General features: G+C 56.2%; 14 protein-coding genes. 6 read left to right on the forward strand and 8 right to left on the reverse strand.

The features are described 5' to 3' along the window. Positions 1–93: 93 nt before the first annotated feature. The 5 genes from AC2FJ5_RS17380 to glyA form a co-directional block, all read right to left on the reverse strand. Positions 94–516: a universal stress protein gene (locus AC2FJ5_RS17380; protein ID WP_496794137.1), complete on the reverse strand. Its 423-nt coding sequence runs from the start codon at positions 514–516 to the stop codon at positions 94–96. A 78-nt stretch (positions 517–594) separates the two neighbouring features. Then, positions 595–1968: an alanine/glycine:cation symporter family protein gene (locus tag AC2FJ5_RS17385; protein ID WP_282022286.1), complete on the reverse strand. Its 1374-nt coding sequence runs from the start codon at positions 1966–1968 to the stop codon at positions 595–597. 25 nt (positions 1969–1993) lie between these two features. Continuing rightward, the gene (gene lipA / locus AC2FJ5_RS17390; RefSeq protein ID WP_496752447.1) at positions 1994–2938 is read right to left on the reverse strand and encodes a lipoyl synthase; all 945 of its coding nucleotides are present in this window, start codon (positions 2936–2938) and stop codon (positions 1994–1996) included. 14 nt (positions 2939–2952) lie between these two features. Beyond that, the gene (lpdA, locus tag AC2FJ5_RS17395; RefSeq protein ID WP_496794138.1) at positions 2953–4335 is read right to left on the reverse strand and encodes a dihydrolipoyl dehydrogenase; all 1383 of its coding nucleotides are present in this window, start codon (positions 4333–4335) and stop codon (positions 2953–2955) included. 9 nt (positions 4336–4344) lie between these two features. Beyond that, on the reverse strand, positions 4345–5598 hold the full coding sequence (glyA, locus tag AC2FJ5_RS17400; RefSeq protein ID WP_496794139.1) for a serine hydroxymethyltransferase: 1254 nt from the start codon (positions 5596–5598) through the stop codon (positions 4345–4347). A gap of 180 nt (positions 5599–5778) precedes the next feature. On the opposite strand from glyA, the gene AC2FJ5_RS17405 reads away from it, so the two are divergent. After that, positions 5779–6348: a helix-turn-helix domain-containing protein gene (locus AC2FJ5_RS17405; protein WP_282022285.1), complete on the forward strand. Its 570-nt coding sequence runs from the start codon at positions 5779–5781 to the stop codon at positions 6346–6348. Positions 6349–6352: 4 nt separating this feature from the next. Here the strand turns inward: AC2FJ5_RS17405 and AC2FJ5_RS17410 are convergent, their stop codons facing one another. After that, complete coding sequence (locus AC2FJ5_RS17410) at positions 6353–7231, reverse strand: LysR substrate-binding domain-containing protein (RefSeq protein ID WP_496704111.1); 879 nt, start codon at positions 7229–7231, stop codon at positions 6353–6355. Between the two features lie 103 nt (positions 7232–7334). Here AC2FJ5_RS17410 and AC2FJ5_RS17415 point away from each other — a divergent pair, with 103 nt between their 5' ends. After that, positions 7335–8969, forward strand: a complete 1635-nt coding sequence (locus AC2FJ5_RS17415) for a GMC family oxidoreductase (protein WP_496794200.1) — start codon at positions 7335–7337, stop codon at positions 8967–8969. A 62-nt stretch (positions 8970–9031) separates the two neighbouring features. On the opposite strand, the gene AC2FJ5_RS17420 is transcribed toward AC2FJ5_RS17415, so the two are convergent. Together AC2FJ5_RS17420 and ychF are read right to left on the reverse strand one after the other, a co-directional pair. Next, positions 9032–9535: a GNAT family N-acetyltransferase gene (locus tag AC2FJ5_RS17420; protein ID WP_496794141.1), complete on the reverse strand. Its 504-nt coding sequence runs from the start codon at positions 9533–9535 to the stop codon at positions 9032–9034. Between the two features lie 11 nt (positions 9536–9546). Beyond that, positions 9547–10644 carry a redox-regulated ATPase YchF gene (ychF, locus tag AC2FJ5_RS17425; RefSeq protein ID WP_281995894.1) on the reverse strand — a complete coding sequence of 366 codons (1098 nt, stop codon included), beginning with the start codon at positions 10642–10644 and terminating at the stop codon, positions 9547–9549. 212 nt (positions 10645–10856) lie between these two features. Between ychF and AC2FJ5_RS17430 the strand changes: the two genes are divergently transcribed. From AC2FJ5_RS17430 to AC2FJ5_RS17445, 4 genes are all read left to right on the forward strand, one after another. Continuing rightward, complete coding sequence (locus tag AC2FJ5_RS17430; RefSeq protein WP_496794142.1) at positions 10857–11324, forward strand: acyloxyacyl hydrolase; 468 nt, start codon at positions 10857–10859, stop codon at positions 11322–11324. A 78-nt stretch (positions 11325–11402) separates the two neighbouring features. Next, a complete protein-coding gene (trpA, locus tag AC2FJ5_RS17435; RefSeq protein WP_496790183.1) occupies positions 11403–12194 on the forward strand; it encodes a tryptophan synthase subunit alpha in 792 nt (263 codons plus the stop codon). A 152-nt stretch (positions 12195–12346) separates the two neighbouring features. Further along, positions 12347–13513, forward strand: a complete 1167-nt coding sequence (locus tag AC2FJ5_RS17440; RefSeq protein WP_496794143.1) for an alpha-hydroxy acid oxidase — start codon at positions 12347–12349, stop codon at positions 13511–13513. Between the two features lie 242 nt (positions 13514–13755). After that, the gene (locus AC2FJ5_RS17445; protein WP_496692954.1) at positions 13756–14409 is read left to right on the forward strand and encodes a 50S ribosomal protein L25/general stress protein Ctc; all 654 of its coding nucleotides are present in this window, start codon (positions 13756–13758) and stop codon (positions 14407–14409) included. Positions 14410–14478 lie beyond the last annotated feature (69 nt).

The following is a 14478-nucleotide window of genomic DNA, read 5'->3' on the forward strand; positions in this document are numbered from 1 at the left end:
CAGCCCGCAAAATCAACCAACTTCCCACCCAACTCAACATGCAAACCATGCAAAGGCGTGCGCTTAATATCCGTCATTTCAGGTACCTTTCGATCAGCGGGACTGGTCACGAACAACCATGACGGTGCAATGCGCATTGCGCACCACGCGTGCCAGGTTCGGACCAATTTCATAATTCGGGAAATCGCCCTTGGTCGACGCCATGACGATCATGTCGAAGCTCTCTTTGTGAGCGAACTTCAGAATTTCGCGGTAGACGCTGCCCTCTTGGACATGGATAGCTACGCCCGCAGCGCCACCATTGTCCAAAATGGTCTGAACCGCGTTGCGCACATGTTCTCTGGCGCCCGCGCCATAATTGGCAGGCAGGTTCGGAAGCTGGATGATCTCGGGGATGACGGCGACCGCGTGCAGTTCGGCACCGTAGAATTTCGCCTGTTCCAATGCGACCGGCAATGCCTGTTTCCAGGAACGGTCGTCAGAGTGATCAATCGGCAGCAGGATTTTCGTGGCCATCACGCCTCTCCTCGAGATAGGAATTCTGTTTCAAGTCGGGGGGCCGGAATGGCCCCCCGTAGGTTTTCAGTGCCCGGTTTATTCGGCAGGCGTGCCACCCGGCTCTTCAGACTTGCCACCGGAGGCAAAGAACTCTTTCGTCAGTTTGAAGACGATGGGGCTCAGCAAGGCCAGGGCGATCAGGTTCGGGATGGCCATCATGGCGTTCAGCGTGTCAGCCAGCAGCCAGATGAAACCCAGATCCGCGGTTGCACCAAAGTAGATCATGATAATCCACAAGACGCGGTATGGCACCAAAGATTTCACACCCAACAGGAACTCGACGCATTTTTCGCCATAGAACGACCAACCGAGGATGGTGGTAAAGGCAAAGATCGACAGCGCAATGGCGATCAAGTAGCCACCAATGCCCGGCAACGACATTTCGAAGGCGGCCGAAGTCAACGCGGCACCGGATTCACCCGTGGTCCACGCACCCGAGGCGATGATTGCCAAACCGGTGATCGAGCAGACGATGATAGTGTCGATGAACGTTCCCAGCATCGCGATCAGGCCCTGGTTTACCGGACCTTTGGTTTCGGCTGCTGCGTGCGCGATCGGGGCGGAACCCAGACCGGCTTCGTTCGAAAAGACACCGCGTGCCACACCAAAGCGAATGGCGGCCCAAACGGCGGCGCCCGCAAAGCCACCTTCGGCGGCCGAGGGTGTGAAGGCGTAGGTGAAGACCAACGACACAGCATTGCCGATTTCACCGATATTGATCAACAGAACCAGCAGACCCGCGATGATATAGGCAATCGCCATGAACGGAACCAGTTTACCGGCAACGGCACCGATACGCGTGATACCACCCAAGATTACAGCGGCGGTCAGAACCATCAGCACCACACCGGTGACCGAGGTATTCAGGCCGAAATTGGCTTCGAGAACCTGTGCAACACCATTGGCTTGCACACCGTTGCCGATACCAAAGGCTGCAACTGCGCCGAACAGGGCAAATGCAACACCCAGCCAGGCCCATTTCGCACCCAGACCGTTCTTGATGTAGTACATCGGACCACCGACAAAGTTGCCCAGCTCGTCCTTCTCACGGTATTTCACCGCCAGAACAGCCTCGGCATATTTGGTGGCCATGCCCACCAGGGCGGTCATCCACATCCAGAACAAAGCGCCCGGACCGCCCAGGAAGACAGCAGTAGCAACACCGGCGATGTTACCCGTACCAATGGTCGCCGACAGCGACGTCATCAGTGCGTTGAACGGGCTGATCTGCCCATCGCCCTGACTTTCTCGACCGGCAAACAGCAGCTTAAAGCCCGTGCCGATACGCAGGATCGGCATGAATTTCAGCCCCACCTGCAGGAAGAAGCCAACGCCAAGAATGAGGACCAGCATCAGCGGCCCCCACACGACGCCATTGATGGCCCCTACGATTGAATTTAACGCTTCCATGGTATTCCTCCCTAGCGCGTTTGGATTATGCCCCGGCAGCAATCGCCCTTTGGCGAGCTTGCTTGAGGGCGGCAAAGTCTTCGTCCGCGTGGAACGACGAACGGGTCAGCGGCGTGGCTGACACGTGCAGAAAGCCCTTTGAGCGTGCGATCTGCTCAAGCTGGGCGAATTCTTCCGGTGTCCAAAACCGGTCAATCGGGTGATGTTTTGCGGTCGGCTGCAGATATTGCCCCACTGTCAGAAAATCGACATTCGCGGCGCGCAGGTCATCCATCACCTGCCGTACATCGCTCAGGCTTTCACCCAGCCCGACCATCAGGCCGGATTTGGTAAAGATCTCGGGATTGGCGCGCTTGGCATCGTCCAACAGACGCAGCGAAGTGTAATACCGCGCGCCCGGACGCACCGTGGGATACAGATGCGGAACCGTTTCGAGATTGTGATTGAATACGTCGGGGGCGGCCGCAAATACCAGATCGGCCGCGTCCCCTTTGCCCAGAAAGTCGGGGGTCAGAACTTCTACCGTTGTGCCGGGATTCTGGTGGCGCACAGCACGGATGGTTTGGGCAATATGTTCAGCGCCGCCATCAGCCAGATCATCCCGGTCAACCGAGGTGATCACGACATGACGCAGGCCCAGCTTTTTCACCGCAACGGCCACACGGCCGGGTTCGAACTGGTCCAGAGCGTCGGGGCGGCCAGTTGCAACGTTGCAGAAGGAACAGCCGCGGGTACAGACCTCGCCCATGATCATCATGGTGGCGTGGCGCTTGGACCAGCATTCACCGATATTTGGGCAAGCAGCTTCTTCGCAAACGGTCGCCAGATTATGGTCACGCATCAGGCGGCGGGTTTCGTAATATTCTGCGCTTTCAACCCGTTTCTTCCGAATCCATTTCGGTTTACGCGGAATGACACTGTCAGCCTTTTTGGCTTTTTCCGGGTGACGAGGGCGAAGCTGGATGGTCATCTGGCTGATCCTCGTTAAGCGTGAATCGCACGGCCCAGGGCGTCAAGGCAGGCCTCTTTGACCGCCTCGCCCATGGCAGGGTGTGCATGACAGGTTGCGGCAACTTCAGCAACTGTTGCGCCTTTGGTCATGGCCAGAACCAGCTCGGCAATCAGGTCACCGCCATGCGCGCCGCAGATATGCGCGCCCAGGATTTGACCGTCATCGCCAGCCAGAACCTTGACCGCACCATCCGTTTCACCGGTCGAACGCGCCCGAGAATTGGCCATGAAGGCGAACTTGCCCACGGAATATTCTGTCCCCGCTTCTTTAAGCGCTTCTTCGGTCAATCCGACCGAGGCAACTTCGGGGTCGGTATAAACCACGCCCGGAACAGTGTTGTAATCCACATGTCCGGCCTGACCGGCCAGTATTTCAACACAGGCGACGCCATCTTCTTCGGCCTTATGCGCCAGCATTGGCCCTGGCACACAATCACCAATCGCATAGATACCGGGCACCGAAGTCTGGAATGTGCCATCAACCTCGATGAAGCCGCGCGCGCTCAGGGCAACGCCAAGCGCGTCCAACCCCAGTCCGCGCGTCACAGGGCGGCGGCCTACAGCGATCAGGACCTTGTCGGCCTCAATCACTTCTTCCTTGTCCTTACCGACCCGGTCCACGATCAGGGACAAGCCGGCGTCGGTTTTCCCGACCGATTTCAGCGCCCTGCCCAGTTGGAATTTCAACCCGCGCTTTGACAGGGCGCGCTGTGCCAGCTTGGCGATCTCTCCATCAATGCCGGGCAGAACACGGTCGAGATATTCAACCACCGTGACTTTGGCACCCAGACGCGCCCAGACCTGACCCAGTTCCAATCCGATGACACCGGCACCGATCACCACCAGATGATCCGGCACGGTGTCCAGCGCAATCGCCCCGGTCGAGCTGAGGATATCTTGCTCGTCAATCTCAATCCCCGGCAGCGAGGTCGGCTCGGACCCGGTGGCGATCAGGATGTTCTTTGCCTCATGGATCGTGTCGCCGACCTGAACCTGCCCTGCAGCCGGAATACTGGCCCAACCTTCGATCAGGTCGATACCGTTCTTTTTGAACAGGAATCCGATCCCTTTGGTCAGGTCACCAACGATCTTGTCCTTGCGCCCCATCATCGCGCCGATGTCGATGCTGGCCCCCTCGACCTCAATGCCATGGGAGGAGAGATGGCTGATCTCGGCATATTTGGCCGAGGAGGTCAGCAACGCTTTGGAGGGTATGCACCCCACATTCAGACAGGTCCCGCCAAGAGCACCCCGCCCCTCGACGCAAGCGACATTCATGCCCAGTTGAGCGGCACGAATGGCCGCTACATATCCGCCGGGGCCACCGCCAATAACGATCAGGTCATAGGTGCTCATGATTTAACCTCAATAGATCGGATGGCTCGCGCACAGGGCGCGGACTTTTTCACGAGTTTCTTTTTCGACGGTCGCATCCCCGTCAGAAGACTGAGCCAAAGCGTCCAGCACGTTGCCAATCAGATGACCGATCGTCGTAAACTCTTCGGGGCCAAATCCACGGCTGCATCCGGCAGCGGTGCCCAGACGAATACCACTGGTAATCGTTGGCTTTTGCGGATCGCCGGGAACACTGTTTTTGTTGCAGGTAAAACCTGCACGCTCAAGAGCGGCTTCGGCATCTTTGCCGGTCACGCCGATGGGGCGCAGATCGACCAACATCAGATGGTTCTCGGTTCCGCCAGAAACGATGTCACAGCCTCGCGCCATCATCACATTCGCCAAAGCCGCCGCGCTGTCGACTACGCGCTGCATGTAGGTTTTGAACTCAGGCTTCAAAGCTTCACCAAAGGCTACGGCCTTGCCCGCGATCACATGCATCAGCGGGCCACCCTGCAGACCCGGAAACACAGCCGAGTTGATCTTTTTGGCGAGTGTTTCATCATTGGTCAGGATGATCCCACCGCGTGGTCCACGTAGGGTCTTATGAGTGGTCGACGTTACCACATGAGCGTGGCCAACAGGCGACGGATGCAGCCCAGTCGCCACCAGCCCCGCGATATGCGCCATATCTGCCAGCAGCCAGGCCCCAACCTTGTCAGCGATTGCCCGAAAGCGCGCAAAGTCGATTTTCTGCGAATAGGCCGATGCGCCCGCGATGATCAACTTGGGCTTCTCAGCTTCTGCCAATGCCTCGACCTGATCATAATCAATCAGCCCGGCATCGTTCAGACCGTATTGCACCGGACGGAACCATTTGCCCGATTGCGCGGGTTTCGCGCCGTGGGTCAGGTGCCCGCCAGCATCCAGCGACATACCCAGTATCGTGTCACCGGGGCTAAGCAGCGCCAGCTTGACCGCTCCATTCGCCTGAGCACCGGAATGAGGTTGTACGTTTGCGTATTCGCACCCAAACAGTTTCTTCAACCGCTCGATAGCTTCGGATTCGACCTCGTCGACATATTCGCAGCCACCGTAATACCGGCGACCGGGATACCCTTCGGCGTATTTGTTGGTCAGCACAGACCCCTGCGCATCAATCACCGCCTGCGAGACGATGTTTTCAGATGCGATCAGTTCGATCTGATCCGCCTGACGGCCACCCTCACGGGAAATCGACGCAGAGATTACCGGATCGGCCTCAGCCAGCGACGTTTTAAACATGGTCTCCTCCCACGGTTCCGAATCCAAATTGCGAAACTTTGTTTCCTATAGTGGAATTTTCATCCTTAAGGCAACATTTTTCTTACAATGGTGAATTTGATTTTGATTGGAAATTATGCAAGCATCGATAAAACAGGGGGATTTCACGTGGCAGAAGAGAATTTAACGGATGTTTCCGGAATGGACGATCAGGACGAGGGTATGGCTCTGGGCCGCTCGATCCGCGACGCGCGCCGTGCAAAAGGCTGGACATTGGAAGAAGCCGGTCGTGCTGCCGGGATCGGTCGATCAACCCTGTCAAAAATCGAAAACAACCAGACAAAGCCCAGCTTTGATATTGTTCGGCGGCTCACACAGGCGCTTGACCTCAGTACACCGCAGCTGTTTCTACAGTCCGGTCAATCGGGTATATCAGGCCGTCGCGATTATACGCCCAAGGGCGACGGTGAGATCAAGGACACCTCCACATATATCCATGAGTTGCTGTGTTCAGAGCTGACCAGCAAACGGATGCTGCCCTATATCGCGACAATCAAGGCGCGCGACATTTCCGAATTTGATAACTGGATTCGCCATTCTGGAGAAGAGTTCATGTTTGTCCTCAGCGGAGAGCTGACTTTTGTGTCGGAACACTACCGTCCGCTGCCGATGAAAGCCGGGGACTCGCTCTATTATGACAGTGGAATGGGGCACGGCTGTATTTCAACCAGTACTGAAGATGCCCGTGTGCTTTGGGTATCGCTGGAATAGCCCGCTAATAGAGTGACGTCACCCAACTTGCGAAAACCTGTACCTCGATGCGGTCTTCAGCGCCTTTGCGTTTAACCAGATAGTGCGAAGGCTGAATGGGCAGGCGGTAATCAAAGGGTGCCACCAGCAAACCCTGCTTAATGTACTCATGGGCAAAGCTTTCTAATACCATGGCCGCGCCCTGCCCCGCCGTGACGGCCTGCAAGGCCAAAAGTGACGAATCCATTCGAAGCGTTCTGGAGGGCGCGCCCAAATTGAGCGTGTATTGATCGGACAATCTCATCCAGTCATTCTCGGACCCTTTGATTGTGACGACCCGGCCCTGGGCCAGATTTTGAATGCTCAGATCTGCGCCAAAAGATGCCGCATAATCGGGATGGCAGACCGGCACCGCACATTCATGGCCCAGATGCGAGACGATCCCGTCATCCCAGTCACCATAGCCGAACCGGATATCAATATCGCTTTCTTCCTCTCCAAACCGGTTCGCCCAGACGAAGGTGGAGAGGTCCACTTTGATGTCGGGGTGCAGGTCTTCAAACTCAGCCAGTCTTGGTGCGATTACCAGCCCCGCACATGAGATGGAGGCCCGTATTTTGACCACCCGCCTGCGGGAATTGGTGAAAAGGCCGCTGGTTGCGTCTCTTAACTCGGAAAACGTCTTTTGAACCGGCATCGCATAGGCCCGCCCGATTTCGGTCAGGGCAACCCCGCGCGGCAAGCGTTCGAACAGGGATACGTTTAGATGCTTCTCTAACAACCGTATCTGCTGACTGACGGCCGCTGATGTCAGCCCCAGCTCCTCTGCTGCCGCAGAGAAACTGTTGTGACGCGCGGCAACTTCAAAAGCCCGCAACCAGGTGACATGGGGCAGTTTCGCCATTTCTTACCTTCAATGAATATTATGCCTAATGGATAATATACATTGTTTGTATTGACAATCTTTGCGTGCAAATCATGGAGCCTATTACCCAAAACGGTTCGAGATGACGCAGACCTTCGACTATATCATCGTGGGCGCCGGATCTGCCGGCTGCGTGCTGGCAAACAAGCTGAGCGCGTGTGGCAGCCATAAAGTGTTGCTGATAGAAGCCGGCGGAACCGATCGCCGTTTCTGGATCAATGTACCGCTGGGATACGGCAAAACCTTCAACGATCCCAAGGTGAACTGGTGTTACTCTGCCCAGGCTGATCCCGGGTTGAACAACCGTCAGGCCTATTGGCCGCGCGGACGGGTTATTGGCGGATCAAGCTCGATCAACGCCATGGCATATTTGCGAGGCCTCTCGCATGATTTTGATGACTGGGCCAAGGCAGGCGCAGAGGGTTGGAACTGGGAAACAGTTCGCCAGACATATGAGGCGATCGAGACCCACGTCGAAAAAGGCCAGGGCCACGAAACACCTTCGTCAACGGGCGGACCCCTTGTGGTCAGTGATGTCAGTGAGGGCATACACCCGTTTTCGCGCCACTTTCTAGAGGCCTCACGGCAGATGGGCTGGCATGTTTCGGACAATCTGAACGGTCAGGACGCCGAAGGGATGATGAACCTTCGCAGCACCGTCAAAAAAGGTCGCCGCTGGTCATCCGCTGCTGCGTTCCTGCGCCCTGCCTTGAAACGCGGCAATCTGCGGGTGGTATCTAATGCTCTGGTGCAGAACGTCATTCTGGATCAAGGCAAAGCCACCGGTGTTCGCTATCGTGTCGGGGGTCAAATGGCCGAGGCCATGGCGACCCGTGAAGTTATCCTATCTGCTGGAGCCGTAAACTCGCCACAGCTCTTGCAGCTTTCGGGGATCGGGCCTGCGAACCTGTTGAAAAGGCACGGCATCAAAGTGCGCCATAACCTGTCGCAGGTTGGACAGGGATTGCAGGATCATCTTGGCATATCCCATTTCTTTCATGCGACCGAGCCGACATTGAATAATACGCTTGGCAATCGGTTGGGACAGATGTTGTCAGGTATTCGTTATCTGTTGACCCGCAGCGGGCCACTCAGCGTCCCCGTCAACCAGGTCAGCGGCTTTGTGCGTTCGGACGAAACCGCCGAATTTGCTGATATGCAAATCTATTGCAATCCGATGTCCTATAAGACCGACACCAAAGGACAGCCGGGCGTTGATACCGAAGCAGGCTTTCTTCTGTGCGCCCAGCCCTGCAGGCCGACAAGCAGAGGGGAGATCAACATCCGTTCGGCAGATCCCATGGATGCACCCGCCATCCAACCGAACTCTCTCTCCACAAACCATGACTGCGACATGGCTATCAAAGCGGGTCGGGTATTACAGAAACTAGCGCAGACTGAGGCGATCCGCAGTGTTACGCGGACCAGGATAGAACCAGATGTTACGCGGATGAATGACGACCAGATGTTAGAGAATTTCCGCGCCAACGCCGGAACTATATTTCATCCAAGCTGTACATGTCGCATGGGGACATCGGAACAGGATTCAGTTCTGGATTCTCGACTGCGGGTGCATGGGGTGGCAGGCCTTAGGGTGGTCGACGCGTCCTCGTTTCCGAGCATCACCTCAGGCAACACCAATGCGCCTGTGATGATGCTGGCCGTGCGCGGCGCGGACCTCATTCTGGAAGATGCCACAAAGCGCATGAACGCTTGAAGCAGAGAGAAAGAAGACCATCTTCCAGAATATTTGGTCTGGAAAGAGGCCTCATTCCCTGATCAGGAAAAGTGCAACGCATAGACGTTGTTCAAATACTTCTGATCGTCGATCTGAAAGTGGGTCTCTCCAATGAACTCAAAACCCTTGGCCAGATAGAACTTGATGGCCGAGGCGTTTTCAGCATTGGTCATCAGCCAGACCAAATCTGCCCCCTGATCCCGGCAATGTTCCAGCGCGGCTGCCAAAAGACGACTTCCGATGCCTTTTCCGTGATGGCGCGGCTGGACGTAGAATGTCGATATCTCCATTCCCCACCCCCCGGAAACAGGGGCGCTGCGTGCAGGGGAAACACGGATTAACCCGTCAATCCCCTGGTTATTGTCGGACACCAGAACGAATTCATGCGGGTTTTGAATCTGTTCTAATACTTTGCTTGCCGTGAATTCCGACAAGGCGAAATCTGCAAAAATCCCACTGACACCATGTTTGAGGTAGGTTCCGATCCATACCTCAATCGAGATGGCAGCGATACTGGAGGCATCTGACTTTTCTGCAGTTCGCAATGCCAAGGCGCTTAAGTATTAAACAAGAAGTGCATCACATCGCCATCCTTGACGACATAGCCCTTGCCTTCGGCGCGCATCTTGCCTGCCTCTTTGGCGCCTTGCTCTCCGTTTGCCGAAACATAGTCGTCATAGGCGATCGTTTCAGCACGGATGAAACCCTTTTCGAAATCGCCATGGATGACGCCAGCAGCCTGCGGCGCGGCGGTGCCGGTGCGGATGGTCCAGGCACGGGCTTCTTTCGGGCCGACGGTGAAATAGGTTTCCAGCTTCAGCAGGTCGTAGCCTGCGCGGATCAGACGGTCGAGACCTGGCTCTTCCAGCCCCATTTCCTCGAGGAACATCTGCGCTTCGTCCTCTTCCAGCAGGCTAATCTCTTCTTCGATCTTGGCACTGATAATGACGTGCGAGTTGCCTTGCGCTGCGGCCATTTCAGCCACACGGGCTGAATATTCATTGCCCTCGGCAGCCTCTTCTTCCGAGACGTTGCAGACATAGAGAACCGGTTTGGTGGTCAGCAGTTGCAGCATTTTCCACGCCTTGTCGTCTTCGTCGCTAACTTCGACCAGACGCGCGGGTTTGCCGTCTTCCAGCATGGCCTGCGCTTCGGCAAGCAAACGTTCCTGTTGCTGTGCCTCTTTGTCGTTGCCCTTCAGCTTGCGCACCAGATTGGCACGGCGCTTTTCGATGCTTTCCAGATCGGCCAGCATCAGTTCGGTCTCAATCGTATCGGCATCCGCCACGGGATCGACGCGGCCATCGACATGGGTCACATCACCATCTTCGAAGCAGCGCAACACATGAGCGATGGCGTCAGTCTCACGGATGTTGGCCAGAAACTGGTTGCCCAACCCCTCGCCCTTTGACGCGCCCTTTACGAGGCCCGCGATATCCACAAACGTCATTCGCGTCGGGATGATCTGCTTTGAACTTGCAATCGCCGCCAGCTTGTCCAGCCGGTCATCGGGCACCGCCACATCGCCCACATTGGGTTCAATGGTGCAGAACGGGAAATTCGCCGCCTGAGCAGCCGCTGTCTTGGTCAGCGCATTGAAGAGAGTCGACTTGCCCACATTCGGCAAACCCACGATTCCCATTTTAAAGCCCATCTCGGCCTCCTGAAGCGATACGACGGCGTCTTCTATTCACGTCCGGGCAAATGCGCAACCCGGACGGCGGCAACAGGTCGAGTCCCAGTTGCAACATCACTTATCTGTTAATCAAACGTGTACTTCGAATACTTGATTTTGCCACTGCCGCGTCACCAACTGACAGGGAGTTGAGAAAACCAAGAAGTACCGAGATGAAAACACTTTTCTTAATGAGCACTTTGCTGGCCACCACGACCATGGCACACGGGCAGTCCATCGTATTGGGAGCAGGATATGCGGATTTCACCCACACCAGCAGCAATGATCAGGCGGTCGTGTCACTGGAATATCAGCACAGCCCGTTTCACAAAGCCACGCGCCTCAGTGCTGGCTGGGGTGTGGCTCTGACGGTGGATGCAGAAGCCGACACGCATATTGGCGCCGGTTTGGTCGGTCTCTATACTATCTCTGACCGGTGGTTCGCAGAGGCCAGCGTGATGCCTGGCTACTACAACGCCTCAAATGATGACAATGATCTCGGCGGAAATTTCCAGATCCGCAGCCTTTTCGGAATTGGATATGCCCTGGAAAATGGAAACAAGCTCTCGCTGGCCATCACCCATAATTCGAACGCGAGCACGGACAGTTTCAATCCCGGCGTCAACTCAGTGTTCATGCGTTATCACTACGGGTTCTGAAGCAATCTGGCGCGGCGGGATTGATTTCCGTGCAAAGTTTCTGCACATCAGGTTCAAATCCGTATGCAAGGACCGCAGATGACCCGTATCGACGCCAAGTTCGCCGCCCTCAAGGCCGAGGGCAAAAAGGCCTTCGTATCCTACATCATGGCCGGTGACCCCGATTTCGACACCTCGCTTGAGATCGTCAGGGGCTTGCCCGGTGCCGGTGTCGACGTGATCGAACTTGGGCTGCCGTTCACCGACCCGATGGCGGATGGTCCGACCATCCAGGCAGCAGGACAACGCGCCCTAGAGGGCGGGATGACCCTGCAACGCACACTGGATCTTGCACGTGCTTTTCGGGAAACGGATGATACAACGCCTATTGTGCTAATGGGGTATTACAATCCCATCTACAGCCGCGGCGTGGAAAGGTTTCTGGCGGACGCTACTGAGGCTGGCATCGACGGCCTGATCATCGTTGACCTGCCCCCCGAAGAAGATGACGAACTTTGTCTGCCTGCACAGGCGGCTGGAATGAATTTTATCCGCCTCGCCACGCCGACAACGGATGACAAACGGCTTCCGCGCGTTCTTCAGAACACTTCGGGATTTGTGTATTACGTCTCGATCACGGGGATCACAGGCGCAGCCGAAGCCCAAGCCACGAATGTAGGCCCCGAGGTCTCTCGGATCAAATCCGCCACGGATTTGCCAGTGATCGTGGGCTTTGGAATCAATACCCCGGAAAAATCGCGGGCAATCGCAACTGTTGCCGATGGCGCTGTGGTCGGCTCGGCCATTGTCAGCCAGATCGCCGCCGGGAAGTCGGTTGGTGAAGTTCTGGATTTTGTCAAATCGCTGGCAGATGGGGCACATTCGGCCTGATCCAACGACCAGTTTCGCAATCTTGACCGCAGTCGGCGCAACCCGGCTGCGGTTTTTCTATTGCACCTAACGTTGCGCACGGAAACGTGGCGTTGCGAGGCTTTCGAAAAATTGGTAAAGAAAAAGGACCAATCTTTCGAAAGCCGCATCTCATGCCCGTCATCACCAATATCCAAGACCTCAAACACATCTATGAACGACGCGTCCCACGCATGTTCTTTGACTATGCCGAAAGCGGCAGCTGGACCGAGCAGACCTTTCGCGATAACAGCTCGGATTTCGAAGATATCCGCCTGCGCCAGCGAGTAGCGGTTGATATGACCGGGCGCACGACGGCGTCGCAGATGATCGGACAGGATGTTACCATGCCTGTTGCCCTTGCCCCCGTTGGTCTGACCGGCATGCAGCACGCGGATGGTGAGATCAAAGCCGCCAAAGCAGCCGAGGCTTTTGGCGTCCCCTTTACCCTGTCCACGATGTCAATCAATTCTATCGAGGAGGTGGCCGAGAACACCACTGCGCCCTTCTGGTTCCAACTCTACACCATGAAGGACCAGGACTATGTCTCTCGACTGATCCAACGCGCCAAGGATGCAAAATGTTCGGCCCTTGTGATCACCCTGGACTTGCAAATACTCGGGCAGCGCCACAAGGACCTAAAGAATGGTCTGTCCGCGCCGCCAAAGCTGACGCCCAAGACCATCGCCAATCTGATGACAAAATGGGCCTGGGGCATCGAAATGTTAGGCGCCAAACGGCGGAACTTCGGCAATATTGTTGGCCATGTTGATAATATCACTGATACAAGATCGCTGGGCACATGGACGGCGGAACAATTCGACCCCAGCCTGGATTGGGGCAAGGTTGAAAAGCTGATGAACCAATGGGGCGGCAAGGTGATCCTCAAAGGTATCCTGGATTCCGAGGATGCCAAGATGGCCGCCAAGCTGGGCGCCGATGCCATCGTGGTTTCAAACCACGGCGGACGCCAGTTGGACGGGGCGCTCAGTTCCATTCGTGTCCTGCCCGAGATTATGGACGCTGTCGGAAACGACATCGAAGTGCATCTGGACAGTGGCATTCGGTCTGGCCAGGGCGTTCTGAAAGCACTGGCACTTGGCGCGAAGGGCACCTTTATCGGGCGCGCCTTTGTTTACGGTCTTGGCGCAATGGGCCAGAAAGGCGTGACCACGGCACTTGAGATCATTCAGAAAGAACTTGATACGACCATGGCGCTTTGCGGTGAACGCAATGTGAGCGATCTGGGCCGGCACAATTTGCTTGTCCCGAAAGACTTCGGAGGGAGCTGGACAGATTGATCGCGCGCATGGGGCTCTACCCCAGTCGCCCTTTGGCCGCCTCGCCCGATATATTTAGAGCCAGTTGAAGAAAGGATTCCTTGCTCCATCTGGCCGAAAATACTTCGGAGCGCGAGACGGAGCCTCGTAAAATAGACGAGCTGCAAAAACCCCTTTCCAAACTCAATGAATCAAGCTAAGGACGCGGCTTCACGCGGGTATACAGCCTTGGAGGATACCCGCCCTAACATTGGAGAAATATCATGGCTGGAGAGATTCCTGATCTCGTAGCTCTGGAACGGACGGGGACAGGCAAGGGCGCCGCTCGTCAGGCACGCCGCGACGGCATGGTTCCGGGCATTGTTTTTGGTGGCGACAAAGAGCCGCTGCCGATCCAGATCCCGTTCAACGAACTGTTCAAGCGCCTGAAAGCGGGCCGGTTCAAGTCGACATTGTGGAACCTGAAGGTTGAAGGCCAGGAAGACGTTCGCGTCATCTGCCGCGACGTTCAGCGTGACGTTGTCAAAGACCTGCCGACCCACCTGGACCTGATGCGCCTGCGTCGGACCACCAAGATCGCACTGTTTATTCCGGTTGATTTCATCAACGAGGAAGAGGCCCCCGGCATCAAGAAAGGCGGCGTTCTGACCGTTGTCCGTCCTGAGGTCGAGCTGATGTGTACCGCTGGTGAGATTCCTGAGAAGATCACCGTTGATCTGACCGGTCTGAACATCAACGACGTTGTCACCATCTCGTCGGTCGATCTGCCTGCTGGCACCAAGCCGACCATCGACCGTGACTTTGTGATCGCCAACATCTCGGCCCCAACCGGCCTGGCTACAAGCGATGACGAAGATGGCGAAGAGGGTGATGTTGCACCCGATGAAGTCGAAGTCGTCGGAAGCGAAGAAGAATAAGGCCGGATCCAAAGTTTCGGTTTTTGTGACGGGGCCCCATTGGGGTCCCGTTTTCTTTTGCCCATTGGG

Source organism: Ruegeria sp. CDSA221 (genome assembly GCF_059611825.1).